The organism is Staphylococcus pseudintermedius (assembly GCF_001792775.2).
GTDB lineage: Bacteria > Bacillota > Bacilli > Staphylococcales > Staphylococcaceae > Staphylococcus > Staphylococcus pseudintermedius.
The window spans coordinates 151,434-177,848 of record NZ_MLGE02000002.1 but is presented as its reverse complement, the minus strand read 5'-3'; the positions used below and the strand labels follow the sequence as shown (position 1 = coordinate 177,848).

The 26,415-nt window shown below is 39.1% G+C and carries 27 protein-coding genes; 17 read left to right on the top strand and 10 right to left on the bottom strand.

Translation table 11 applies throughout. The features are described 5' to 3' along the window. Positions 1-156: 156 nt before the first annotated feature. Entirely contained in the window at positions 157-1,095 is a 939-nt protein-coding gene (gene mdh / locus BJK46_RS02600; protein WP_103263538.1) for a malate dehydrogenase, read from the top strand. Between the two features lie 130 nt (positions 1,096-1,225). Here mdh and BJK46_RS02595 read toward each other — a convergent pair whose 3' ends face one another. Continuing rightward, positions 1,226-1,930, bottom strand: coding sequence for a CPBP family intramembrane glutamic endopeptidase (locus tag BJK46_RS02595; protein ID WP_240621153.1), 705 nt, complete (start codon positions 1,928-1,930; stop codon positions 1,226-1,228). A gap of 309 nt (positions 1,931-2,239) precedes the next feature. Further along, entirely contained in the window at positions 2,240-2,857 is a 618-nt protein-coding gene (locus tag BJK46_RS02585) for a DUF1361 domain-containing protein (RefSeq protein ID WP_014614564.1), read from the bottom strand. Positions 2,858-3,174: 317 nt separating this feature from the next. Here BJK46_RS02585 and norA point away from each other — a divergent pair, with 317 nt between their 5' ends. The 4 genes from norA to BJK46_RS02565 all read left to right on the top strand — a co-directional run bounded on the left by norA (position 3,175) and on the right by BJK46_RS02565 (position 7,634). After that, positions 3,175-4,341, top strand: coding sequence for a multidrug efflux MFS transporter NorA (gene norA, locus BJK46_RS02580; RefSeq protein WP_014614563.1), 1,167 nt, complete (start codon positions 3,175-3,177; stop codon positions 4,339-4,341). A 137-nt stretch (positions 4,342-4,478) separates the two neighbouring features. Next, complete coding sequence (locus BJK46_RS02575) at positions 4,479-6,803, top strand: CDP-glycerol glycerophosphotransferase family protein (protein WP_103263536.1); 2,325 nt, start codon at positions 4,479-4,481, stop codon at positions 6,801-6,803. Between the two features lie 22 nt (positions 6,804-6,825). Further along, positions 6,826-7,305, top strand: coding sequence for a Cys-tRNA(Pro) deacylase (gene ybaK / locus BJK46_RS02570; RefSeq protein ID WP_014614561.1), 480 nt, complete (start codon positions 6,826-6,828; stop codon positions 7,303-7,305). A gap of 152 nt (positions 7,306-7,457) precedes the next feature. After that, positions 7,458-7,634: a VraH family peptide resistance protein gene (locus BJK46_RS02565; protein ID WP_136084069.1), complete on the top strand. Its 177-nt coding sequence runs from the start codon at positions 7,458-7,460 to the stop codon at positions 7,632-7,634. A gap of 44 nt (positions 7,635-7,678) precedes the next feature. On the opposite strand, the gene BJK46_RS02560 is transcribed toward BJK46_RS02565, so the two are convergent. Further along, a complete protein-coding gene (locus BJK46_RS02560; protein WP_014614559.1) occupies positions 7,679-7,882 on the bottom strand; it encodes a hypothetical protein in 204 nt (67 codons plus the stop codon). A 110-nt stretch (positions 7,883-7,992) separates the two neighbouring features. Further along, positions 7,993-8,202, bottom strand: a complete 210-nt coding sequence (locus BJK46_RS02555) for a DUF6007 family protein (RefSeq protein ID WP_014614558.1) — start codon at positions 8,200-8,202, stop codon at positions 7,993-7,995. A 261-nt stretch (positions 8,203-8,463) separates the two neighbouring features. On the opposite strand from BJK46_RS02555, the gene BJK46_RS02550 reads away from it, so the two are divergent. The 5 genes from BJK46_RS02550 to BJK46_RS02530 all read left to right on the top strand — a co-directional run bounded on the left by BJK46_RS02550 (position 8,464) and on the right by BJK46_RS02530 (position 15,610). After that, entirely contained in the window at positions 8,464-9,216 is a 753-nt protein-coding gene (locus tag BJK46_RS02550) for a DeoR/GlpR family DNA-binding transcription regulator (RefSeq protein WP_014614557.1), read from the top strand. After that, positions 9,216-10,139 (top strand): 1-phosphofructokinase, encoded by a 924-nt coding sequence (gene pfkB, locus BJK46_RS02545; protein WP_014614556.1) that lies wholly within the window; start codon positions 9,216-9,218, stop codon positions 10,137-10,139. The genes BJK46_RS02550 and pfkB overlap by 1 nt, the downstream gene beginning before the upstream one ends. Position 10,140: 1 nt before the next feature. Then, positions 10,141-12,039 carry a PTS fructose transporter subunit IIABC gene (locus BJK46_RS02540; RefSeq protein WP_014614555.1) on the top strand — a complete coding sequence of 633 codons (1,899 nt, stop codon included), beginning with the start codon at positions 10,141-10,143 and terminating at the stop codon, positions 12,037-12,039. 418 nt (positions 12,040-12,457) lie between these two features. Next, on the top strand, positions 12,458-13,813 hold the full coding sequence (locus BJK46_RS02535) for a hemolysin family protein (protein WP_014614554.1): 1,356 nt from the start codon (positions 12,458-12,460) through the stop codon (positions 13,811-13,813). 816 nt (positions 13,814-14,629) lie between these two features. After that, complete coding sequence (locus tag BJK46_RS02530; RefSeq protein ID WP_096535838.1) at positions 14,630-15,610, top strand: glycosyltransferase family 2 protein; 981 nt, start codon at positions 14,630-14,632, stop codon at positions 15,608-15,610. Positions 15,611-15,782: 172 nt separating this feature from the next. Here BJK46_RS02530 and BJK46_RS02525 read toward each other — a convergent pair whose 3' ends face one another. The 5 genes from BJK46_RS02525 to queC form a co-directional block, all read right to left on the bottom strand. Then, on the bottom strand, positions 15,783-16,037 hold the full coding sequence (locus BJK46_RS02525; RefSeq protein ID WP_014614552.1) for a GlsB/YeaQ/YmgE family stress response membrane protein: 255 nt from the start codon (positions 16,035-16,037) through the stop codon (positions 15,783-15,785). 69 nt (positions 16,038-16,106) lie between these two features. Further along, positions 16,107-16,706, bottom strand: a complete 600-nt coding sequence (locus tag BJK46_RS02520; protein ID WP_037543793.1) for a hypothetical protein — start codon at positions 16,704-16,706, stop codon at positions 16,107-16,109. 147 nt (positions 16,707-16,853) lie between these two features. After that, positions 16,854-17,567, bottom strand: a complete 714-nt coding sequence (queE, locus tag BJK46_RS02515; RefSeq protein ID WP_014614550.1) for a 7-carboxy-7-deazaguanine synthase QueE — start codon at positions 17,565-17,567, stop codon at positions 16,854-16,856. After that, positions 17,560-17,991: a 6-carboxytetrahydropterin synthase QueD gene (gene queD / locus BJK46_RS02510; protein WP_014614549.1), complete on the bottom strand. Its 432-nt coding sequence runs from the start codon at positions 17,989-17,991 to the stop codon at positions 17,560-17,562. Before queD ends, queE begins: the two co-directional genes overlap by 8 nt. Then, on the bottom strand, positions 17,991-18,659 hold the full coding sequence (queC, locus tag BJK46_RS02505) for a 7-cyano-7-deazaguanine synthase QueC (protein WP_014614548.1): 669 nt from the start codon (positions 18,657-18,659) through the stop codon (positions 17,991-17,993). Before queC ends, queD begins: the two co-directional genes overlap by 1 nt. A gap of 260 nt (positions 18,660-18,919) precedes the next feature. Between queC and BJK46_RS02500 the strand changes: the two genes are divergently transcribed. From BJK46_RS02500 to ltaS, 7 genes are all read left to right on the top strand, one after another. Beyond that, complete coding sequence (locus tag BJK46_RS02500) at positions 18,920-19,513, top strand: anthranilate synthase component II (protein ID WP_063279015.1); 594 nt, start codon at positions 18,920-18,922, stop codon at positions 19,511-19,513. Beyond that, entirely contained in the window at positions 19,497-20,645 is a 1,149-nt protein-coding gene (locus BJK46_RS02495) for a chorismate-binding protein (protein ID WP_014614546.1), read from the top strand. The genes BJK46_RS02500 and BJK46_RS02495 overlap by 17 nt, the downstream gene beginning before the upstream one ends. Beyond that, positions 20,642-21,256: an aminotransferase class IV gene (locus BJK46_RS02490; RefSeq protein WP_063279016.1), complete on the top strand. Its 615-nt coding sequence runs from the start codon at positions 20,642-20,644 to the stop codon at positions 21,254-21,256. The genes BJK46_RS02495 and BJK46_RS02490 overlap by 4 nt, the downstream gene beginning before the upstream one ends. Positions 21,257-21,264: 8 nt before the next feature. Next, entirely contained in the window at positions 21,265-21,474 is a 210-nt protein-coding gene (locus BJK46_RS02485) for a hypothetical protein (RefSeq protein WP_014614545.1), read from the top strand. A 10-nt stretch (positions 21,475-21,484) separates the two neighbouring features. Further along, on the top strand, positions 21,485-22,168 hold the full coding sequence (locus BJK46_RS02480; protein ID WP_037543786.1) for a 5-oxoprolinase subunit B family protein: 684 nt from the start codon (positions 21,485-21,487) through the stop codon (positions 22,166-22,168). Beyond that, a complete protein-coding gene (locus BJK46_RS02475) occupies positions 22,165-23,169 on the top strand; it encodes a 5-oxoprolinase subunit C family protein (RefSeq protein WP_014614543.1) in 1,005 nt (334 codons plus the stop codon). Before BJK46_RS02480 ends, BJK46_RS02475 begins: the two co-directional genes overlap by 4 nt. A gap of 344 nt (positions 23,170-23,513) precedes the next feature. Continuing rightward, the gene (gene ltaS / locus BJK46_RS02470) at positions 23,514-25,451 is read left to right on the top strand and encodes a polyglycerol-phosphate lipoteichoic acid synthase LtaS (protein ID WP_037543783.1); all 1,938 of its coding nucleotides are present in this window, start codon (positions 23,514-23,516) and stop codon (positions 25,449-25,451) included. A gap of 141 nt (positions 25,452-25,592) precedes the next feature. Here ltaS and BJK46_RS02465 read toward each other — a convergent pair whose 3' ends face one another. Next, positions 25,593-26,408 carry a ZIP family metal transporter gene (locus BJK46_RS02465; protein ID WP_015728742.1) on the bottom strand — a complete coding sequence of 272 codons (816 nt, stop codon included), beginning with the start codon at positions 26,406-26,408 and terminating at the stop codon, positions 25,593-25,595. Positions 26,409-26,415 lie beyond the last annotated feature (7 nt).

Here is a 26,415-nt window from a genome sequence, read left to right as displayed (position 1 = left end):
ATAAGTAAGTCATAAACCATCCCCCTTATGTCATCTTCTATAATGATTCATTAGCGTTTGTCACAAAGATTACATGTAATAATGTGAATAGTGTTATACATTTATAAAAATGCAATGATATAATAAAAGTGATGAAAGACAAGGGGGTTTTGGAATATGAGACGAAAAAAAGTTTCAATTATTGGATCAGGTCACACGGGTGCAACACTTGCATTTATTGTTGCTTCTCATGGCAATGCGGATGTGTTGATTGTTGACCGTGAAAAGAACGCGTCAGTGATGAAAGGGAAAACATTAGACATGCAACAAAGTGGCTCAATTTTGGGATTTAATGTGCATGTGAATTCTACTGTCGACTATGCGGATACGAAAGATTCGGATGTTGTTGTCATTACGGCAGGGGTCCCACGTCAACCTGGTATGAGTCGTGATGATTTAGTCCAAACGAATGAACAAGTCATGGTTGAAGTGACGAAGAAAATTGTGCAATATTCACCTCACTGTACGATTATCGTCTTAACGAACCCAGTTGATGCGATGACGTATACCGTTTATCGTACGTCAGGTTTTCCGAGTGAACGTGTCATTGGACAATCGGGTGTGTTAGATACTGCGAGATTTAATACATTTGTTGCAGAAGCTTTAGATGTTGCAGTGAATGATGTGACAGGATTAGTGTTGGGCGGACATGGGGATACGATGGTGCCGTTAGTGCGTCATAGCCAAGTGAATGGCGTGCCACTTAATGAACTGTTACCACCAAAAAAAATAGAAGAAATTGTTGAAAGAACACGTAAAGGTGGCGCAGAAATTGTCCAACTGTTAGGCACGGGTTCAGCTTATTATGCACCGGCAGCGGCAGTTTATGAAATGTTGATTGCGATTTTAGAAGATCAAAAACGTGTATTACCAACGATCGCTTATTGCCAAGGGGAGTATCAGTTGGATGATATTTATATCGGCGTGCCAACTGTTTTAGGTGCAAATGGTGTCGAACGTATTATTGAATTAGAGTTAACGGATGAAGAAAAAGCGCAGTTGAAACGTTCAGCTGAAGCGGTCGAAGGTGTAAAGGCAGCGCTGAAAAGTTTATAAACCAGTTGATGATTGAACTGGCGTCCCTTTTACCGGTCCAACACTGAATCGAGCTGTAACGATTCATGTATTCAATTTCGTATATAAAAATAACCCCCACGTCGTTTGATTGTACGTGGGGGTTTAAGTATTATGAAAAAATTTGGAAAAGGACGCCGATAAAAGCAAGTGTATTATTAAACATATGCAAGAAAATAGACACAGCAATGTTACAACCACTTTTAATGTAAGCAACGACGAACATCGTTGCTAGAAAAATATACGGTACCGCTTCAAGTGGATGGTGTGCGGCAAACATATGCAAACTTGCAAAAATAACGATAGAAATCAGACCTGTAAACATGAGGCCCCATTTTTTGCCGAGCTCGCCAATAATGATATGACGGAAAAGCAATTCCTCGGTGATCGGTGTCAAAATGGCTAAACTTAAAAATACGAGTGGTAACCAAGCCGGTTGATGGAAAAAGGCCATGAGTACTTCTTGGTTGCCTGTTTCTTTAAATTGCCATTGTTCAGGTAACAACTGTAATACATAAGTGAAAATCATATTCGCAATCATATAGAGCACATACACACTGATCATCAGCTTAATATGCTTTCTACTTTGCATCAATGCGACGGTTATCTTAGTTTTTAAGCCGTGACGATGCGACCATGCCAAATAAATAATGACAAAGATGGACGTGAGTATACCGACAATTAACAGTGCCATTGCGACCGGTATTTGTGTTGATGGGATTAAGAATAGACTGAACACATTGCCCAGAATGATTTGTGCTAAAAAATAGATGACTATCGCCCATAAATCACGCCAGGCGACTTGCTTTGAAGACATATGCATCATTTTCCTCCTAGGTACTTTGCTTCTACAGTTATTAAATGCCAAACAGCAATAAATATAAGCTTACAAATTGAAGACATGTAAGAATATAACTGTATTTTAGCAATAATTTCACTTTAAAGGGAAGTTGCCAGTTTGGATAATGTCGTTCGTAATACAACAGTTGAATTCCGAATACAGCAATGCCCATAGGTAGTAACAGCATGACGAGGGGCCACCATTTGCGCCAGCCGATTTGATAGTAAAATAGAGTGATCAGAAGTTGAAAGGCCGGTATCGCACTGATAAATATAACTGTTGAAATCATGTACGGCTTCGAACTCCTTTCACAAATAAAAATAGTAAAGCTTGAATTAATATGATAAATGACACAAAAATAAGTGCCTCAAGATTCAGTGATTTTAATGTTGAGACGATGACGGAAAATGGGTGATTAATAATATGCACGCTATGAAAACGTAAAAAGCGACCTACATAAATGCCGAGTCCACTCAAAACCATCATGCCGAACAAAGCAACGATACGTAATGGAGTAACTTGAATGAGGTGATAAATTTCCATCACAATTAACACATAACAATAAAGTGAGAAGATGACTGATGAGATGAGTAATGTGAAATGGAACCACTCATATAAATTGAGTTCAGCCAAAAAATTAAATGTAAATTGATTCAAATGGATTAAATCTGTCACCATATAAAATGTGTTTGGTAACATTAATATAAAGATAAATAAGTATATGATAAAAAGCGGCCATTCAAATGCACGCCCCGGTATAAAAAGTTTGATCAAATAGGCCAATTCTAATGGAATATAAGCTAAAGATACATTGAGTGTTAAAAACATTAATTGATTGGGAATAAGTATTGAAATAAGAATTAATACCACATAGGTGATACGTGCAATGTATCGGGCATTCATCGTGATACCTCCTTCTATGAGATATATAGCATAACCGTTAATTTCGATGGTTTCAAATTTTTCACTGTCTTTTAAATAGGAATCAGTCTCGAGTTGTAGAGATGACAGTGAAAGTGAAGGGAAGCGGAATCTTTACATCACGTGCACCGGCTCCCTTTAGATGATAATAAGCTATAAAATTTTTGTTTATAATATACAAAAGGTTTGATGTTCTTGATTTCAAAAACTTTTAATTTTAGTGTTTCGAAACTTTCTTTTGTAAAACAAATGTTATATAATGTTGTAATATTTTGAATGAAGCGGAAGGAGTGGCGCATTTGAAAAAACAATTCATCATTTTATATTTGAATATTTTCTTAGTCTTTTTAGGAATCGGGCTCATTATTCCTGTGCTACCGGTCTATTTAAAAGATTTAGGACTCACCGGGGCAGACTTGGGTGTACTCGTTGCAGTATTTGCGCTCGCTCAAATGTTGATTTCACCTTTTGGCGGGACTTTGGCAGACCGATTAGGCAAAAAACTCATTATTTGTATTGGCTTAGTTTTATTTAGTGTTTCGGAGTTTTTATTTGCGTGGAGCCATACTTTTTCGTTACTTATCGTGTCACGTGTACTTGGGGGCTTTAGTGCTGGGATGGTCATGCCAGGGGTGACAGGTTTGATTGCGGATCTCTCTCCACCAAAAGATAAAGCGCGCAATTTTGGTTACATGTCAGCCATCATTTCAGCGGGTTTTATTTTAGGGCCGGGGATAGGTGGTTTCTTGGCAGAGATTTCACATCGTTTACCCTTTGTTTTTGCTGGTGTGCTCGGCGTTTTGGCTTTTATTTGTACTTTGCTCTTCATCCAGTCACCGAAACGTGCAACGACACAAGGGTTTGCACAGTTTGATAGTACGGAATTTGGCAAAATAAATTACAAAGCTTTTATTACACCCGCCATTTTAACATTAATTTTAGCGTTTGGCTTATCTGCATTTGAGACGTTATTTCCATTGTATACGGCGGACAAAATGGATTTTACACCAGCTGACATTTCGATTGCGATTACAGGTGGCGGTATTTTTGGTGCCATCTTCCAAGTGTTCTTATTTGATAAAATGATACGTCGCATGAGTGAGCTCGTGTTTATTATATACGCTTTAATCTATTCGGCGTTTGTCCTTATGCTTTTAATTTTTGCACATAGCTATTGGCAAGTGATGTTGATCTGTTTCATCGTGTTTATCGGTTTTGACTTAATTCGACCTGCATTAACGAATTATTTCTCAAATATTGCGGGGAATCGTCAAGGCTTTGCTGGTGGACTTAATTCAACATTTACGAGTATGGGGAATTTTATTGGGCCGCTCATTGCTGGTGGTTTATATGATGTTAATATTGAATATCCATTATACATGTCGATTATGTTCATGCTCCTCGGCTGTATTGTGATTTTGATTGAAAAACAGTTGCGACGTCATCAAAATTTGAAACAGTCTTAGAGATGTGAATTAAAAATAATTTGAAACAGCAGATATCTCACATGGCACGTCATTACGACATTGGCGTCATGCGATAATCTGCTGTTTTCATGTTATAATGTGGGAAATTGAATTGAAGAAGTAGGAGCGAATACGTGATGCACATTAAAATATTAGGCTATAACATTTTTCAAAAAGGTGGCACAACGCGAAGTAACCTCAATTTAATCCAAAGTTTTCTGCATGCAGGTCATCAAGTGACATATGTCAATTATATGCATTTTCGTCAGCGTCAAGTGAGTCAATTGAAAGCTGAAGAAGGGCAAGCGATTGAAGGCGCGCAGTTTATCGCATTTCGCGGGGCACAGACGTTAGCTCAGGCAGACTTACTCATTTTAACACGCGAGGACTTTTTCGAATTTGCGCGAGAAGTGAAACATCGTACATCGGAAATGCGCATTTTAGGTGAAATTCACAGTCCGTTAGCGTACCTGAACCCACAAATGGATCTGGCATTGGAAGCGATTGATGCAGTGCGTGTCAGTACGCCAAAAATTGCAGAAGCATTTCAAGAGCGCTATGACTATCCGTATGTCTTTCCGATGTATGTGAACCATCAGCACGTGCAATTTCAAACGCAACCTGTCCACCAAACGCACAATTTATTAATGAAAGCCCGTTTTGAAGATGAAATTAAAGACATTTCGTATGTGTTAAAGTTGATGCGTTATTTTGTGTATACACAAGGCGAAACGCGCATTCATCTTTATTTACAAGGATATGGACCATCACTGGAACTGTACGAAAATCTTGTCGTTGCGTATCATTTAGAAGATTATGTCCATATTAACGGGTCAGAGCCGACAGATTATATTTACGTGTCCACGTCACCGTATGAAACGTTTGGTTATTCGATATTAGAAGCAATGGCACAAGGCAATCGTGTGTGTCTTTATCCAGGCGAGGATGGTGTGTTGAAAGATATTTATGCGCCGTTTCATGCAGTCACTTGGATTACAAAATCATTAGAAAGTGATGCTGCAAAAATTGTAGAGATGGTTAATGGTAAGTATACAGATACGGAACGTGAAGCGGATGTCGAGACTTTCCATACACAACTTGCGCAAGGTCACGATACAGAGGCATTGATTGCTCAAACAATGGCTATGGCAGCAGCGCATACGATTGATGTGTCACAAATTGCCAAACCAAAAATGAAAGCAAGTTACCAATATGTCCAAAACACGGCGAAACGTGTTGTAGTGAAAGTGAAAGAGACAGCAGAACAAGCACCGAAAAGTCCGTTCCGTAAAGGGTCGCGTTTGTATCAATTCACGCGTAAAGGGCTCTTTAACGTTGAAGCACAAGTGAAAAAGTTTCAAAATCAACGTCGTCACGTGTCTGGCCAGGCGGTGTTTATCGAATCGTTTCATGGTAAAAACTTTTCAGGTGATCCGAAAGCCATTGCATGTGCGATGAAGCGATTGTATCCGGAGCTTACGATTTATGTGAGCGCGGCAGATCCGTTAGTGGAAATGGAAGTTCGTAGCTATGATATGACACCTATACGCTTTGGCACACGTGCTTACATGCGTGCTTTTGAACGATGTCGTTATGCGGTCATTAACGGAAATTTGTGGGATAGACTGGTGAAACATCCTGACCAACAAGTGATTCAAACGTGGCACGGCTTTCCGCTTAAACGGATGGTGAATGATTTAGTGGATGCTGTTGAACGTCAAAAACAAGCGCAACAATTTGCACCACGTATGCAGAAATGGAATGTCTTGTTATCCACTTCAGAACGCTACGAAACTTATATTCGCTCGGCATTTCGACTTGATACTCATCCGAATTTAACGATTTTACGTCACGGTGCGCCACGGAACAGTTTGTTAATTCGCCATCAAAACGATGAAGCGAAATGGTTGGAAATTCAAGAAAAGTATTTCTTCCAACGAGATGCGACTAAAAAGTACATTTTATTCTGTCCGACTTGGCGTAAAAATGCGCGACAATCAGTGTCAGAATTAGATATTGTCGCATTGTTGGAACGTCTCCCGTCATCTTATGAAATGATTGTGAAATTGCATCCGAATGAAGGGCATTTGCGTGAACTTTATCAAAATTTGCATCCGCGTGTCCATTGCTTTTTTAATGAAATGGTAGACATCCAAGAGTTATATTTAATATCAGATGTACTGATTTCAGATTATTCGTCAGCAATGTTTGATTATGCGCATTTAAATCGTCCTATTTTAATTCTTGATGAAGATACAGTAGATTATCAACAAGATGTCGGCTTTTACTTTGATATGACGGAATTTCCAAGTATTCAAAAAGTCACACCAGATGTTGAAAAAATTCAGCAATACATTGAAACAACATCATCTGTTGATCATCAAAAAGTCATTGCACAATTAATGACATATGACCAAAGTGATTCAGATGAACAAGTTGTGCGGTCGATATTTGCGCGATAAATGATAGAAAGAAGGTAAGATCATGGCGAAACAAAAGAAAACAAATGCGATGCGTCAATTGGATAGAGCGAAAGTGAACTATGAGATTCGAACGTTTGAAGTGGGTGAGGGACATCTTGAAGGTCATGAAGTTGCGGCGCTGATTAACGCGAATAGTGCAGAAGTGTACAAAACGCTCGTTCTTGAAAATGCCAACCATGAGCATTTTGTCTTCGTTATTCCAGTGACAGCACATTTAGATATGAAAGCAGCAGCGGCGGCAGTTCATGAAAAGAAATTGCACTTGATGCCGCTCGACGATTTGAAAAAAGTGACAGGCTATATACGTGGAGGTTGCTCACCGATTGGAATGAAGACTCATTTTCCGACAGTCATTAATGGTACGATAGAGTTGCTCGACAGGGTCTTTGTGAGTGCGGGACAGCGCGGCGTACAAATGGGCTTAGCGCCGCATGATTTAATTGAGATGAGTCATGCTGAAGTGAAGCAGGTCATTCAGTAATTTGAAAAAGGCGTGATACTTTGGAACATTTGCCATATACAACAAATGTCTGACATTGATATAGGCCCCGGGACTCATGTATACAATGCGATTCATGAGCTATTATAAGGGGGTAGCGAAGTTAAAAAATGCCAAAAATGGAGTTGTATATGATGAAAGTCAGGGATTATTTTGAACGAGTTAAAGAGAATTTGTTAGATATGAAGATAGGTTCGAAAAGTTTTGTGATTATGATTGTGTCAATGGTGTTGTTGAGTACGATTTTCACACCATTTATCGGCATTCCAGCTGGTGCAGTCATTGGTTCTTACGCTTACGAACGTTACTAAATATTAATATAAAAAAGAAAGCGTGATGCGACGGGAAAAGTCGGTCACGCTTCTTTTTTGAGTTTGTATAGCACATAAATGTCAATGACAATAAAAGTCCAGAAAACGAGCAAACTACTAATACTTAATATGAGTGCAGTATTCGATTCTTTTGTCATGATATTAAAAATGTCTAGAACGACAAAAGCGATAGAAATGATTAAAGAAATGATTGCCGCCGTCAGTCGTTCTTTTCTATTTTTTAGCATCTTTCCATCCCCCTTACACCTCATATGTATTGACTACAAGTTTAACAAAAATTCGGAATCAAATCGATTGAATAACGAGGGACGATGATACTGTCCCCCAGCTAAACTATTCAATGGTGGTCACTGTTGAATCGCTTTTTAATCGTATAGAAAAGATATGCTGCACCTAGTGCACATAGTACGACAATGATGATATTGATAATCCATTGCCACCAATGTTCTAAAGGAAGATAAGAAAAGAGTGCGAAGAAAGGAACGACAAAAATCAAATCTAAAATGCTGATACCTGTCAGTGCTTCATCAAGGTGATTCTTTTTCAAATCTGTTACGCTCCTTTTTGAATCGTTCATTGACTAGATATTCTATTTAACTATATCATAGCACGACGACATAACGATTCATATTGATTTCCATGCGCTAAACGAAGACAAAAATGAAAAAAGTCAATGTGCTTTTGGTTGAATATGACTGATTTTTGTAATTATTCACGCGTATGTGACTTATTTTGAAAGATTGTGAATGAAAATGGTTGATTAATGAAAACGGATACACTATAATGTAACTGAATTGAGGTGATAAAGTTGTTAACGGAAAAAAGACATGAACTCATACTTACTGCATTAGACCAACATCAATTCTTATCATTACAACATTTAATGGAATTTACGGGCTCCAGTGCCTCCACAATTCGACGTGACTTATCGAAACTCCAAGACGATGGCAAGTTGACACGTGTGCACGGGGGTGCAAAGTTAATTAGCGAACAAAAGGAACCTGAACTTCATGAGAAACGCACTCAGCATATTGATGAAAAGGTGGAAATTGCGAAAAGAGCGGCACAACTGGTGAATGATGGTGATTGTGTGTATTTGGATGCCGGTTCTACAACTTTAGAAATGATTCCTTTTTTAACGGCGAAAGACATAACGGTGATTACAAACGGGTTACCACATGTTGAAGCGTTATTGAAAAAGGGAATTGCAACTAAAATTATCGGTGGCGATGTGAAGGCGAACACTTTGGCGGTAGTCGGTAGTCGTGCAGTCTCGTTCTTACAACATTATCGCTTTAACAAAGTATTTCTAGGTGTGAATGGTATCGACTGTGAAGCCGGGCTCACGACACCGGATGAGCGAGAGGCGATTGTGAAAGAGACAGCGATGCAACACGCACAACAAGTGTATATACTTGCGGATACGTCAAAGTTCAATCAGCAATATTTAGCCGCGATTCACGCGACAGAGCAACCGATTTTAATTACTTCAGAAAAAGCACGTCATATGCGTCATTTTGATATTTATGACAATCATTTTGAAATATTAGGAGGCAAATGATGATTTATACAGTGACATTCAATCCATCTATTGATTATGTCATGTTTGTAGATGATTTTGCTGCGGGTGCGTTGAATCGTACGACGGCCATTGCGAAATTTGCGGGGGGGAAAGGGATCAACGTTTCTCGCGTCTTACAAACATTACAAGTTCCTTCAACAGCTTTAGGATTTATCGGTGGCTTTCCAGGTCAATTTATCGAAAACACTTTAAAAGAAGAAGGAATTCATACGGCATTTACACAAGTTGATGAAGATACACGTATTAATGTGAAGTTGAAGAGTCAAACTGAGACAGAGATTAACGCGGCTGGACCGCACATTACCGAAACCCAAGTAGCGACTTTATTCGAACAACTTCATGTGACAACGGCTGAGGATATCGTTGTTGTCGCCGGAAGTGTGCCTGCAAGTCTGCCGGACACCATTTATATCGATATTGCAAAGATCGCACAACAAACAGGCGCAAAACTTGTCGTTGATGCTGAGAAATCTTTAATCGAAGGGATTTTACCGTATTATCCTTTATTTATTAAACCAAATCAGCACGAACTTGAAGCAATGTTTAACACGAAGATAGAGACAGACCAAGACGTGTTAACGTATGCCCGCCGTTTAGTTGATAAAGGGGCACAATCCGTCATCGTATCACTCGGTGGTGCTGGTGCGATTTATGCGGATCGAGAAGTGGCATACAAAATTCAAGCACCACAAGGTCAAGTTGTCAATACAGTCGGTGCTGGTGATAGTACAGTAGCCGGAATGGTGGCAGGAATTTCTCAAAACCTCGCTTTACCTGAGGCACTCAAATTAGCCGTTGCATCAGGTTCTGCGACAGCCTTTAACGATGATTTAGCACAATATGACATGATTCAAGAACTCCAAGCACATGTGACGATTCAACCACTTAATGAGGAGGGGTAACATGAGAATTACTGAGTTACTCACAAAAGAAACAATCGCAATGGATCTTTCAGCGACTACGAAAGATAGTGTCATTGACGAACTCGCACAACAATTAAATCAAGCAGGAAAATTAAATCAATTAGATGACTATATCGCAGCGATCCACAAACGAGAACAACAAAGTTCAACAGGTATTGGTGAGGGGATTGCGATTCCACATGCGAAAGTAGAAGCGGTCAAAACACCAGCGATCGCATTCGGTAAGTCTAAAGCAGGTGTTGACTATGACAGCTTAGACATGCAGCCGGCACATTTATTCTTTATGATTGCAGCACCGGCAACTGGGGCACAAACGCATTTAGATGCTTTAGCCAAATTATCGAGTGTTTTAATGGATGAAAATGTACGTCAAGCTTTATTAGAAGCAGATTCACCTGAAGCTGTGCTCGCAATTATTAATAAAGCAGATGATGAAGCGACAGATGATGACACTGAAGCAACCGCTGAACCTGCACCTGTAGATCATAATGAACCTTATATTCTTGCGGTGACAGCTTGCACAACAGGTATTGCACATACGTATATGGCACGGGATGCTTTGAAAAAACAAGCTGAAGAAATGGGTATTAACATTAAAGTCGAAACAAACGGCGCTAGTGGCATTAAAAATAGATTAACACAAGAAGATATCGAACGTGCGACAGGTGTGATTGTTGCGGCGGACGTTCACGTTGAAACCAATCGTTTTAATGGTAAAAACGTGGTTCAAGTACCTGTAGCTGATGGGATCAAACGCCCAGAATCATTAATTAACACAGCATTAGATACAACGCGTAAACCATTCGTAGCTGACAATCGTCAAAGCACAAATGACGAAGATGAAAAACTAAGTGTCGGTAAAGCGATTTACAAACACTTGATGAATGGTGTATCAAATATGTTGCCGCTTGTTATTGCGGGTGGTATTTTAATGGCGATTGTATTTATGATTGGGCCAAATGCGATGGATCCGAAAAGTTCTGAATACAATGCATTTGCTGAAACGTTATGGAACATCGGGAATAAGAGTGCATTTGCGTTAATTATTCCTATTTTAGCGGGTTACATTGCACGTAGTATTGCTGACAAACCAGGTTTTGCTGCCGGTCTTGTAGGCGGTATGCTTGCAGTCTCTGGTGACTCGGGATTTTTAGGTGGGATTATCGCTGGTTTCTTAGCAGGTTATTTAACACAAGGGATTAAGAAAGCAACGCAAAACTTCCCGCAAATGTTAGAAGGGCTTAAACCAACATTGATTTACCCGATCGTTTCTGTTACTGTCACAGGCTTATTGATGATTTACGTATTCAATACACCTGCTGCATGGTTAAATAATGCTTTAATTTCAGGATTGAATAACTTATCAGGTAGCAATGTGGTCATTCTCGGTATCATACTCGGTGCAATGATGGCGATTGACATGGGTGGTCCGTTCAATAAAGCAGCTTACGTTTTCAGTAATGCAGCGTTAACAGCAGGTAATGTAGCGCCAATTACAGCAGCAATGGTTGGTGGTATGGTGCCTCCAATTGCACTTGCGATAGCGATGATGATTTTCCGTTCTAAGTTTACTAAAGAACAACGCGGTTCAATCATTCCTAACTTTGTGATGGGCGCAAGCTTTATAACTGAAGGGGCTATTCCATTCGCGGCAGCAGACCCATTACGTGTCATTCCGTCAATGATGATTGGTTCTGGTGTTGCTGGTGGACTTGCGTTACTATTCGGTTCCAATATTAACGCGCCACACGGTGGTTTAGTCGTGATTATTGGTACAGATCCAAGTCACGCATTACTCACACTGCTTGCCATCTTAATTGGTGCGGTTGTCGGTGCAGTGATTTACGGTATGATTAAACAATCACCCAATAAAGCGTAGACATTTTTGAAGAGACACAGGCATGCTTTTAAATCATGCGTGTGTCTTTTTAAATGTTTGGGAAAAGTTTGAGAATTAAGATGTTAGAAATAGTCTATCCACTTTAAAATGCGTGCGATGTGCTATGTAGTCTCACGTGTTAAAATGTGGTGTGTACAATAAAAGAAGTCAATCAAAGTGAAATAACGGTAAATCGTAATCTGAACAAAATGGGTCTCAAGTCTCACACGTTCATAGTATAATTTCACTCAAAGATATGATATGATAAAATTAATATTTTTGTGTCTGGAGGTTGCTCAATGGGAAGGATTTAGGAAATGTGAATATGACTTGTCGCTATAGCCAAATCAATACAACGTTGCTTTCTATTGGGCGATGTCAATTAACGGAGGTGAATCCCTATCTAATAGGGAACTAATTGGATAGTACGACCATATTATACTTATTTATATTTTTTGCATTAATTGCTTTAACTACAGTCTTTGTAGGTTCTGAATTTGCATTAGTAAAGGTGAGAGCTTCACGTGTGGAACAACTCATTGCTGAGGGAAATGGGAATGCACGTGTCGTGAAAAAAATGATTTCAAATTTAGATTATTATTTATCAGCCTGTCAATTAGGAATTACAGTGACTTCACTTGGTTTAGGTTGGTTAGGTGAACCTTTATTTGAAAGGATTTTACACCCGGTCATCGAACTGCTGAATATCCCGGATGCGCTAGTGATGACGGTATCTATCGTCGTGGCGTTTACTGTCGTGACATACATTCATGTCGTGATAGGTGAGTTGGCGCCGAAAAGTTTAGCGATTCAATATACAGACCGTATCGCATTACTTTATGCAAGACCGCTGTACTATTTCGGATTGATTATGAAGCCGCTCATCTGGTTAATGAATGGTTCTGCGCGCTTTATTATTCGAATTTTTGGTGCAGATCCAAATGCAGGTAATGAAGCGATGTCAGAAGAAGAGCTCAAAATCATTATGAATAACAGCTATCATGGTGGTGAAATCAACCAAACTGAGCTCGCATATATGCAAAATATTTTTTCGTTTGACGAACGCCACGCGAAAGATATTATGGTGCCGCGTACGCAAATGATTACACTGAACGAACCTTTTAATGTTGATGAGTTGCTAGAGACGATTAAAGAACATCAATTTACACGTTATCCTATTACGGAAGACGGCGATAAAGACCACATTAAAGGTTTTATAAACGTAAAAGAATTTTTAACGGAATACGCATCAGGTGTACCGATTAAAATCAGTAACTATATTCACGAATTGCCAATGATTTCAGAAACGACACGTATTAGTGATGCGCTTGTACGTATGCAACGCGAACATGTACACATCAGTTTAATTATTGATGAATACGGTGGCACAGCTGGGATTTTAACGATGGAAGATATTTTAGAGGAAATCGTCGGTGAAATTCGAGATGAGTTTGACGATGATGAAGTGAACGATATCGTGAAGTTAGATGAGCAAACATACCAAATTAATGGACGTGTATTACTTAGTGATTTAGAAGAAATGTTCGGCATTGTCTTTGAAGATTCAGAAGACATTGATACGATTGGCGGTTGGCTTCAAGCGCAAAACACCGATCTTGAACAAGATGATTTTGTCGATACGGCACATGATCGTTGGGTGATTTCTGAAATTGAAAACCATCAAATTATCCATGTGCTATTGCGTTATGAATACAATGACTCACGCATAAAAAATGAAGATGACGAGGATGATTATTTAAAAGATGAATCCTAAATGAGGATGGGACATAAAAACTTTTAATGCGATTGATGCAATATTTTGTTAAACTTGCCCTCCCTACGATTTTCGGTTTTTGATTGCCTTCATGACTTCGCGTTCCTAGGGGCTGGCCCTTCAAATCAATTCGGCTTGATTGAAGTGTACACTAGATGGATGCCGAATTGGATTTTGAGAGCAGTACAGGAATCTCATGTGTAACAAAGATTTCGTCGTACTGCCCCCGCAAGGCTGACTAGACTTCTCAAAAGCATGTGCATTGAGAAGTCAGATAGCTACTGCGTTAAACGGTAGCCCCTTTTAAAGTTAAATGACGTTGTTTAGCCTTTAACTTATCCCTTAGGAGTCTCAGTATTCTGGGCAATCTTGCATCAAATACAGTCAATTAGGGCAAGTTTATGAAAAAAGATAATCTATAGCATTCAATTTTTACGTCTAATTTATCCTCATTTTGCGACGCTGTTATCATCAGTAATGGATATAAGTTCACCAATAGGATAGGAAATGGGAAAACTCAATGTCCGTCTCATTGCTTAAAGTGTAAAGGAAAGTTAGAGATGCATTGGAATACCATTCTAGCTATAATTAAATGAATCATCGCAAGTGTGTCAGAGCAATCGGAGACATGTGCACAAGTAACTGAACAGCATTGTATGAAATTGTTTCTATGTAGAGTGGACATACGAAATCTAATTTGAACGTTAGACTTCTATGCCGCTTTTTTATTTTGAAAGCAAAAGTTATATTTTTCCTGCAAAGGGGTAGAAACAAAGGATAGTAGATAGAAAAAAGCTAATGGAGTAGGTGCACAAAATGAAATTACGTGTGATTGTCCCGTGTTTTAATGAAACGGACGTCTTACATCAAACGATTCAAGAATTAACAGAAATTCTAGAAAAAGATAGCCTCGACCAATCTTATGATTACGACATGTTGTTTGTTGATGATGGGAGTCAAGATGATACAATGACGCTTCTCCAACAGGCAGCCGCACAGTCACCCCATGTGAAATTTATTTCATTTAGTCGAAATTTTGGGAAAGAGGCTGCGATGATTGCGGGTTTTGAACATAGTACGGATTGCGATGCGGTCGTGATGATTGACGCCGATTTACAACATCCGCCTGAGTTAATACCTGAAATGGTCCAAGCGTATCGTGAAGGTTATGATCAAATTATTGCCAAACGTAATCGCGCTGGTGAGCATGCATCGCGCAAATGGGTAACCCGTTTATATTACAAAATGATTAATTATTTCATTGAGGATATAGAGTTAGAAGATGGTGTCGGTGATTTTAGAATGTTAAGTCAGCGTGCCGTCTGTTCGCTTGTCAGCTTGAAAGAGTACAACCGTTTCTCAAAAGGACTCTTTTCATGGATCGGTTATAACAGTAAGGTCATTCATTATGAAAATGTCGAGCGTGAAGCGGGTGAGTCGAAATGGTCATTTAGAAGCTTGCTCAATTATGCGATAGACGGTTTAATTTCTTTTAATTATAAGCCACTTCGCACAATGATTTATTTAGGCTTACTCATTTTTGGCGTCAGTATGATTTATATTATTTATCTCTTTATTGATACACTCATTCACGGTGTTGATGTCCCAGGTTACTTTACGATGATTGCGGCTGTGTTATTTATCGGTGGCATCCAACTCGTTTCAATTGGTGTGATTGGTGAATATATAGGACGTATTTATTATGAAGTAAAACAACGGCCGAAGTATATTGTAGAAGCATCGAATGTAGGCATGCCAAAAAGTGATAATGAAACGAAACAAGACGTGTCGATTTAAGGAGAACGTGGTGAATGTAACAACGCTTTTTATTTAATGATGTCGTCTATTTGACTTCTATGTGCAATAAAAGCGATACAAAAAAGGTGTAGATGATTGAAGTCTTTGAAAGAAGATTTCATCATCTACACCTTTATATTGTATTTATCACAGTATGTTTAGACGGATGAGTCTATTTTTTACCACGCATTTTGCCTAAAATTAATGAAGCTAATGCGATTAAAATAATTGATCCGATTAATGCTGGTAAAATGTATACGCCACCGAATTCTGGACCCCAATGACCTAATAACCAGCTACCAATCGCAGAACCAACTAAACCTGCGATAATATTTCCGATAATACCACCTGGAATATCTTTACCTAAAATTGCACCAGCAGCCCAACCAATGAGACCGCCGACAATTAACATCACTATAAAACCCATAGTAAATGCCTCCTTTATTTTCTAAACTATATTAAGGCTCAATTAATACATACCACGTTCAACTTGTTTTTAATCATCTTTTTCTAAAATAAATATTTGTTCTAACAAAAAGATGAGGATGAGGCACGCGTAAATGATGAGATATAAGTACCAAAAAGGCGTCAATAGCATCATCAGTATCATGGACGCAACAATAAAGCAGGCACCTATGAATAATGGGTTTTCCATTTTCAAACGGCGATAAAAAGTTTCAAACCGTGGTGAATGTAACACGCTAGAAAATTGTAAGATGGCACCGAATAAAAAGATAGCAGGTGCTAAGTATGGCACAGACATATAAATTGTTTGATCTGCCGTTTGTGTCATCACAACGAATAAAATGCTAATAATCATAGCAGTAATACCAGCGAAAAATTTTTGGTTGTGAATTTTAAAAGTACGCACATGGCGATCTAAATAAATTTGTAAGATGAACCAAATGAAATACATTAAAAAGCTACTCATCGTAATAAAATTCAGCTGGTTTAATAAAATAGGATTTAGTAAACTATTCACTGTTATCGCAAATAAGAAAGCACTTAAACGCACATATTGGTATTGATGTCGATACATATCAATAAGAAATACGCCAACGACGATAATGATATTTAAGATGACAAATAAGGCCATGGTGTTCTCCTAACTTTTCGCAATTCATTATACTATTATATCAATATCACTGTGTATAAGCATTTAATAACACTTTTAACGAAATAACATTTTGAGGCGACCGCGTATCAATGATTGAATTCGTGACTTTCTTAATACGAGTGACAACTAAACGCCTTTTTGATTACTCCAAATTAATGTGTGCAATTGTGGTAAGACGAACACTTCATTCATCTCCGCATCCGCTGTAACACGGTCGATTAACTGTTCGTAACGATCGAGTAGTTTGGCTGTATGTTGTTCGACATGCTCCTCTAAATAAGGGTTGCCCACTTGTAAGTAGAACGGAATATCTGGATAACGTTGGTGAATCATTTTTGCAAAGTCATAATCTGCATCATCAAATACGACCACTTTTAAATTGATACGTGAGATGTCTAATTGTTCAATGACTTCATCTAAACGTGGTAAATTTTGTTGCATACCGGAACTTGGTGGCTTAGGTGAAAGGGTTAAGTCATTGATTTGACGCATCCAAGGCTTGAACTGTGATCCTTGTGTTTCAAGTGCTGTACGGATGTCATTGGCTTCACATAAATCTACAAATGACTGCAACCCTTTAATTAAAGCAGGATTCCCGCCAGAAATTGTGACGTGATTAAATCGATTGCCACCGATATTTCTCAGTTGCGCTAAAATCTCTTCTGCTTCCATCATTTCAATGTCATCTTTCATACTGCCATCCCAAGTGAACTTTGAATCGCACCAACTACAGCGAAAATCACAACCAGCTGTACGGACGAACATCGTTTTACGACCAATTACACGGCCTTCACCTTGAATGGTAGGACCGAAAATCTCGAGTACAGGTATTTTAGCCATGACGTTGCTCCTTCTTTTTAGGACGATAAATGACGTAACTTGTAGGTGTTTCACGTAAAAAAACTTGTAAACATTTCGGTGCGTTTGGCAATTCTGCTAACCGTGCGCTCACAATGTCATAAATCGTTTGTGCCACAATTTCAGTGGAAGGACTTTTCCCTTGAAATGGCACGAGATCGTTCAGTAAATAGTGGTCGAATTGATCATGAATTAAACTTTTCAATTCACTAAAATTAATTAAAAAGCCCATGCTGTCTAACTCATCTCCACCAATTGTTAAATTGACAAAGTACGTATGACCGTGCACACGTGTACATTTTCCTGCACGTTCGTCAGGAATGAAATGTGCCGCTGAAAAGTTAAAGTCTTTATTCAGTTCAAACATATAATCATGGTCGACCTGTGGATACATTTGTTGCATCATTATACTTCACGTCCTCTCTCTGCAAGATATTGGTTAAGCCCGCGCTGACGTAATTGACATGCCGGACATTCGCCACAACCTTCTGCGATAATGCCGTTATAACATGTTAATGTCCGATCGCGCACGTAATCGAGTACACCTAAGTCGTCACTTAATGCCCAAGTTTCTTTTTTGTTAAGCCACATGAGCGGTGTATGTATTACAAAATCACGGTCCATCGCTAAGTTCAATGTGACATTCATCGATTTGATAAAGCTGTCGCGGCAATCAGGATACCCAGAAAAGTCTGTCTCGCATACGCCTGTAATGAGATGTTTGGCACCGATTTGGTACGCTAATGCACCGGCAAATGAGAGGAAGAGTAAGTTTCGAGCAGGGACGAACGTATTCGGGACGTCATTATGGCTGTCTATCGTCATATCGTGTGATGTGAGTGCATTCGGTGTGAGTTGGGAAAGTAATGCCATATCTAATACATGATGTTTGAGCCCTTGATCTTCAGCGATTTCTTTTGCGACTTCGATTTCTTTCGCATGACGCTGACCGTATTCAAATGTAACTAGTTCCACTTCTTTAAAATGTTTTTTAGCATAAAACAGACAAGTCGTACTATCTTGTCCACCGCTAAATACAACGAGTGCTTTTTCGTTATTGAGCACTTCTGACATGGTTGATCGCTCCTTTAATAGAGAAGCTCCTAAAATAAGACATAAAAAAAGCCGTCACTATAAAAAATAGACGGTTACAAGTGTCTAGTTTTTTATAGAGGGTTGATAGCTAGGAACCTCTGCAATTCAATTCTGTTCCATACTGTAATACATTTAGTGTCATAAATCAAGTGGTGCTCTGCTCATTATCACTTCAATTTTGTCAATTAGGTCGACATTTGTGATAATAGAAGTATTAAAGAAAGAACGAGGCAAAAACTATGATAGTGATGATAGATAATAAAGATTCTTTTACGTATAATATTGTTGATTATGTCGAATATGAGCGTCAACAACCTGTCACGGTAATCGATGTCGAAGCCGTTTCTATTGAGAAATTAAAAGAGATGCAACCGACAGCGCTCATTATTTCTCCTGGACCTGGTGCACCAGAAGATTATCCTATCCTATTTGAAGTCGTGAAAGCCTTTGAACATACGACACCGATTTTAGGTGTTTGTTTAGGGTTTCAATTATTAGTAACGTATTACGGCGGAAAAATTATACACGCACCACGACCTGTCCATGGGCATACAACGCGCATCAGTCACGACCAATCACCGTTATTTCAAGGATTACCTGAGCAGTTTGAAGTGATGCGTTATCATTCGTTAATGGCTGACCCGATGACGATTGCGAAACCACTCGTAGTGTCAGCGCAAAACGAACAAGGAATCGTGATGGCGGTGCGTCACATGTCACGACCGATAGACGGGGTCCAATATCATCCCGAATCGATTTTGTCTGAATACGGTCACGAACAAATACGAAACTTTTTGAGAAAAGCGGAGGTCAGCTATGGTTGTGAAGTTTAATTATAAATATTATAACGATCCAAATACGACCACGACGTATCAATATCATTTTGATCAACCGCTTCATCAAGGTGTTGCACGAGAACTGAAAAAAGTCGGTCAAATTATTGAAGCGGCGACACAATATCAACAGCAAGGGTATTACGTCGCGCTTTATTTACCATACGAAGCGGCACCGTATTTTCATGAAGATTTTCAAACGTACACACCGGATAATGGCATTTATGCAGCGTATTATGCGTTTGATGCGCCTGTCGATGCGATACAAGCCACCACAGCTGAACGTTCGCAACGGCGTCAAGGTGGACAGTTTCAATTTATGGATGATAAGCATACCATTACAAAGCATATCCGTACGATACATGACGAAATTACAGCAGGGTGGACGTATCAAGTGAATTATACGACACGTCTCAAAAGTTTTGATCAAATGTCGATTTCTGCATTGTATGACCAGTTGACGCAACATACGAATGGTGATTATACAGTGCTCATCGATACAACAGAGGTAAAGCTCGCTTCTATTTCACCGGAGCTCTTTTTCCAAGTAGGTGACTTTGGTAATCAAGGTCGAACAGTCGTGAGCAAACCGATGAAAGGGACGATGCCACGAGGGACGACAGTTGAAGAAGATGAACGTCACGCCCAAGCATTGCGGCAGTCCGAAAAAGATCGTGCGGAAAATGTCATGATTGTCGATTTATTGCGTAACGATATAGCACGTGTGGCCAAACGAGGCAGTGTCAAAGTGTATCACCCTTTTGCGATTGAATGTTATCAAACGGTTTTCCAAATGACGACGATGGTCACGGGTCAGATTACAGACACGGCAACGTATGAAACGTTATTGCATGCACTTTTTCCGTGCGGTTCGATTACAGGAGCACCAAAAGTGAATACAATGCGTATTATTCATCGTCTTGAAACGACACCGCGTCATATTTATTGTGGGGCAATCGGTTTGCTTCATCCGAATGGGCGCGCGATTTTTAATGTACCGATACGAACAGTCGAACAAATCAATGACACGTTGTATTACGGTGTCGGGGCCGGAATTACGATAGATTCTGATCCGGAGCAAGAATATGCAGAATTTCATGCGAAAATGAAAATATTAGAGGGATTGCAATGAATTTATTTGAAACGATGCGATTGGACAATGGCGAAATACCGCGACTAGCTTATCATGCAGAACGACTACAACGTGCAAGTACGGCGCTCGGGTTACCATTTGACGACATAAAATGGCAACAAACCATCCAACAGTTATGCGAAACGTATGCGGTGGGACAGTATCGGGTAAAAGTCACGCTTGAACCATCAGGGGAATTGCGAACAGAAGTGGGGACACTCCAAAAAAAGACGACGATGACTGCACAGTTTGTTCCTATGAAAAACGATATCCCTGAATGGCAACGGGTATACAAAACGTCTGAACGTGAACATGTCGCGCATTCGCATACGACACAACTCGCTTTGTTTTACGATGAGACCACGAATAAAGTGCTTGAATTTGATATTGGGAATGTCGTGCTTACAGTAAACGGTATACATTATACACCAATTTTCGACCACGATTTTTTACAAGGGTGTATGCGCCGCGATTTGTTAGCTGAGGCACGTATTAAGGAAAAGTATTTGACGACAGTGATGGTGAAGGAAGCGTTGCAACACGGAGGACAATTGTGGATGATTAATAGTTTGCGTGAGTGGGTGCCCATTACGCTGGAATCCAAAAAGTAGGTGATTGTATGATCGGGCTCTATATTTTAGGTTTTCTCATTGTCATGTGGATCGGTCAAATCGTGTCACAACGGTTTGTTGCACGTCAACGTCGCTTATGGGTCTACTTATGGATGGGAGGTATCCTTATCATTCAGTGCATGCTTATCTATGGCTTTGTCGGTGAACTTGCACAGCATATGCGCGAAATTTTAAGTTTGTTTTATGATGAAAAATAGAGGTGAAAAAATGAAAGTTTATAGTCAAGGAGATCAGGCGATTGTCGTATCTTTACAAGGAGACGTGACACCAGTCGCTACTGAAAAGTTGCTATTGATACGTCATTGCTTAATCAATCAAAACTATCCATTTATTACGGAAATTGTGCCGACTGAAACGGATATGTTAATTTCTTATGATGCACGCATGATGATGAAACATTTGAATATTGATTCGCCATTTTTACATATGAAAGCAGTCATTGAAAATATTAATATAGAGGATATGACCTTAGACAAGGAAATTCGTTGTGTGAAAGTCCCGATTGTCTATGGTGGCACGAATGGACCGCATTTGGATATGATTTTAAAAGAGTTGCATATGGATCGCCAAACATTTATTGATATACATACAGGTGCAGACTATTTCGTTTCGATGATGGGGTACTCACCAGGTTTTCCTTATTTATCCGGTGTCGACGCACAAATTATTGTCAATCATACCGCAACTGAACCACGATTGATTCCAGCAGGGTCGGTCATTTTAGAAAACAATAAATGTGGCATTACAACGACCGAAACGTATAGCGACTGGCTTGTAATCGGTCATACGTCATTGCCATTATTCAACCCTAAAAAAGAGGATTTTGCGTTGATTTCATTAGGGGACCACGTGAAGTTTTTTGAAGTACAAGCAGGAGGGAACGACGCATGACAATCATCATAGAAGACAGCGGGTTATTTTCAAGTTTTCAAGATTTTGGACGCGAAGGCTATGAACATATGGGGGTTATTCGTAGTGGTGCTTTAGATGTGTTGGCGCACGAAATTGCGAACCGTTTAGTCGGCAATGACCGCAATGAAGCGACACTCGAAATGAGCAATCAAATGGCGCGTATTCGTTTTACAGAACCGACTTTAATCGCATTGTCTGGTGCACAAGGTGTCGCACATACAGATGACATGCGTGTACAAATGAATAAATTGTATTTAATGAACAAAGGAGACGTGTTAGCCGTCGATCATCTACGCCGTGGTTCGCGTTTGTATTTAGCAGTTGCGGGTGGTTTTGAACTCGACCAATGGCTCGGTTCGACGTCGACAGATACGATTGCAGGCATGGGCGGATTTAAAGGACGTCGTTTACAAGCAGGTGATACGATTGAACTAAAACGCGATTATAATGCGCGTCATCATCAGTTGTTTAAAAACTTGGCACAGCGTAAGACGGTCGATTGGGGTGTGGATGGTTATGCCTTGTCTTTCAACTATTTATCAGACGTCGTACATGTCATTCCGAATAAAGGGACAGAAGATTTTGAAGCGGAAGTGCTCCGTCAATTCGCAAATGGTGAGTATGAAGTGACGAGTAAAGCGAATCGTATGGGTGTTGTCTTAGAAGGCATGCCAATTAAAGCGCATTATGATGATATGCCACCGCACCAATCTGTGAAACGTGGGACAATTCAAGTGAAAAAAGAAGGTGCCCCAGTCATTTTATTAAATGACCATTATACATTAGGCAGTTACCCACAAATTGGTACGATTGCGTCTTATCATTTGTCTAAAATTGCGCAAAAACGTCAAGGTTCGAAAATTAAGTTTCAATTTATTGACGTGTTGCAAGCAGAACAAAACTTAGTGAAATATCACAAATGGCGTAAACAATTGTTCCAAGGTATCGAATTTAGAATGCAAAAAGAAATGTTGAAGTAACTCAATTTGACAGGAAACCAAGAAATACTACTTGAGTCCGAATACAATTTCAGCGCATTACATTACAGTATAATAAAATACATTCGACTTGCTGTGCACAGCGCTTGATGAAGATAATATGAAGCACTGATAAAGTTAATATGAAGTTGCAATGAATGTGATCCATACAAACAGTTTTGACTTGAAATTTTATGTCAACTCCTATATATTGATATATTGAAATTACTGTTGAATATTACAAATTGATTACAAATAACACAAAAGTAAAGTAGAACTTTTACAAACTTAGTATAAACGATAAATAATCAACTTTGAGGATTAGAATTAAATACGGGGGAACAATTATGGAAAAAGGAAAAAAGAAAATAGGTATTTTTACGTTTTTCCTACTGATGGTTTTAACAATCGCATTAAAAACGTATTTTGCTTATTATGTGGACTTATCACTTGGCGTGAAAGGTTTAACACAAAATTTAATTTTATTAATGAACCCATATAGTTTAGTTGCACTTATTTTAAGTGTATTCTTATTCTTTAAAGGACGTAAAGCGTTTTGGTTCATGTTTGTTGGCGGGTTTTTGCTCACCTTTTTATTATATGCCAATGTCGTGTATTTCCGCTTTTTCTCAGATTTCATCACATTTAGTACATTGAACCAAGTGAGCAATGTAGACTCCATGGGCGGTGCAGTGAGTGCATCATTCCAATGGTACGACTTTGTTTACTTCCTTGATCTGATTGTGTACTTATTTGTACTCGTGTTCAAACGTAAATGGTTGAGCCGCAATGTATTTCAGAAAAAGTTTGTACCCGTCGTCATGGCTACAGCAATCGCGTTATTCTTCTTGAACTTAGCGTTTGCAGAAACAGACCGACCTGAATTATTAACGCGTACATTTGACCATAAATATCTTGTGAAATACTTAGGACCTTACAACTTTACAGTATATGATGGTGTCAAAACAGTACAGAACAATCAACAAAAGGCACTCGCCTCTGAAGATGATTTAACAGAAGTATTGAATTATACAAAACAAAAACAAGCTACACCGAATATGGAATACTATGGAAAAGCTAAAGGTAAAAATGTCATTAAAATCCATTTAGAAAGCTTCCAAACATTCCTAATTAATAAAAAAATTCATGGTGAGGAAGTGACGCCGTTTTTAAATAAATTGTCGTCAGGTAATGAGGACTTTAGATATTACCCACATTTCTATCACCAAACTGGACAAGGTAAAACGTCAGACGCTGAGTTCACAATGGACAACAGTATGTATGGTTTACCTCAAGGTTCGGCCTTTTCATTAAAAGGTGACAATACTTTTCAATCTTTACCAGCTATTATGCATCAACAACAAGGCTATACAACAAATGTCATGCACGGTGACTATAAAACATTTTGGAACCGTGACCAAGTATACAGACATTTTGGTATCGATAAGTTTTATGATGCAACATATTTTGACATGTCTCCAGAAAACTTAGAAAACCTTGGATTAAAAGATAAAGAGTTTTTCAAAGAGGCGGCGGATTACTTATCTAAAGAAAAACAACCGTTCTATTCACATTTAATTACGTTGACGAACCATTATCCTTTTACATTAAGTGATGAGGACGCAACGATTGCAAAAGGTGACACAGGTAACTCAACGGTCGATGGTTACATTCAAACAGCACGTTACTTAGATGAGTCATTAGAACAGTTCATTAATGACTTGAAAGAGCGTGGCCTGTACGATGATTCAGTCATTATGATTTACGGTGACCATTATGGTATCTCAGAAAATCATAACAAAGCGATGTCACAATTATTAGGTGAAGAGATTACACCAGCGAAGTTTAATGACTTGAATGCAACGGGTTTCTGGTTAAAAGCACCAGGGGTTGAGCCTAAAGTGGACGACACGTATGCAGGTCAAGTTGATGTGATGCCAACATTACTTCACTTGTTAGGTATTGATACGAAAAATTATCTCATGTTTGGTACTGATATGTTATCCAAGGACCATAAAGAAATTGTACCATTCCGTAATGGTGATTTCGTGACGAGAAATTATAAATATGTCAACGGTAAAGCCTACAGTAACAGAGACAATCAACCGTTAGAAACACCACCAGCAGATCTTGATAAGGACAAAAAGCAGGTACAACATGACTTAGAAATGAGTGATAAAGTCTTGAATGGAGACTTATTCCGATTCTATAAAAATCCTGATTTCAACAAATTGAACCCAGCAGATTATAAATATCCGACAGGTCCAAAGGCAAATCAAAAATAAAATGTTATGATAGGGAAGTGTACAAATTAGTGCATTTCCCTGTTTTTTATTGATGGGATATAAAAATATTACTTATGTATCGATATATGTACACATCAAAAAACCGCTCAGTGTTTCATCACATTGAACGGTTTTTTGAATTTACCCTAAAGCAACATCTAGTATCATCATGATGGTAAAGCCAACCATCAAGCTTAGTGTCGCAAGATCTGTGTTTTTACCGGCTTGTGAATCAGGAATTAATTCTTCAACGACGACAAAAATCATCGCCCCTGCAGCAAAAGCGAGTGCGTATGGTAGTATCGGAGTAACGACCAATACAGCAGCTGCGCCCACTGTAGCAAAAACAGGTTCTACAAGTGCTGAAGCTTGTCCATAGTTGAAGGCTTTCCATTTGGACTGTCCTGAAGCATGTATCGGTAATGATAATGCAGCCCCTTCAGGAATGTTTTGAATCCCAATACCAATTGCAAGTCCGAGTGCCCCTAACAAAGTTGCGTGTTCATTTCCTGTCGCAATACCACCAAAGGCAACCCCGATTGCGAGCCCTTCAGGAATGTTATGCAATGTAATCGCAAGTAATAAAAGTGTGTTTTTATTTAGACTCGTCTCAACACCTTCTTGATGTTGTGATTCATCAGTTGCGTTTCGATGCATGTGTGGAATAACATAGTCTAAAGAACGGATGAATACCCCGCCGAGTAAAAAGCCAATTGCAGCAGGGAGCCACGGTACAGTACTGCCCGAACTGCTTTCAATGGCCGGTTGGAGTAATGACCAAAAACTTGCGGCGATCATAATACCAGCAGCAAAGCCTTGCATCGAATTCAACACTTTTTCGTTGACACTTTTAAATACAAATACGGTTGCAGCCCCTAATGCGGTTAATAACCACGTGATGACACCTGCAAGTAATGCTTGTAAAAAGGGTGGCATGTTTGAAATATAATCCAACATAGAAATA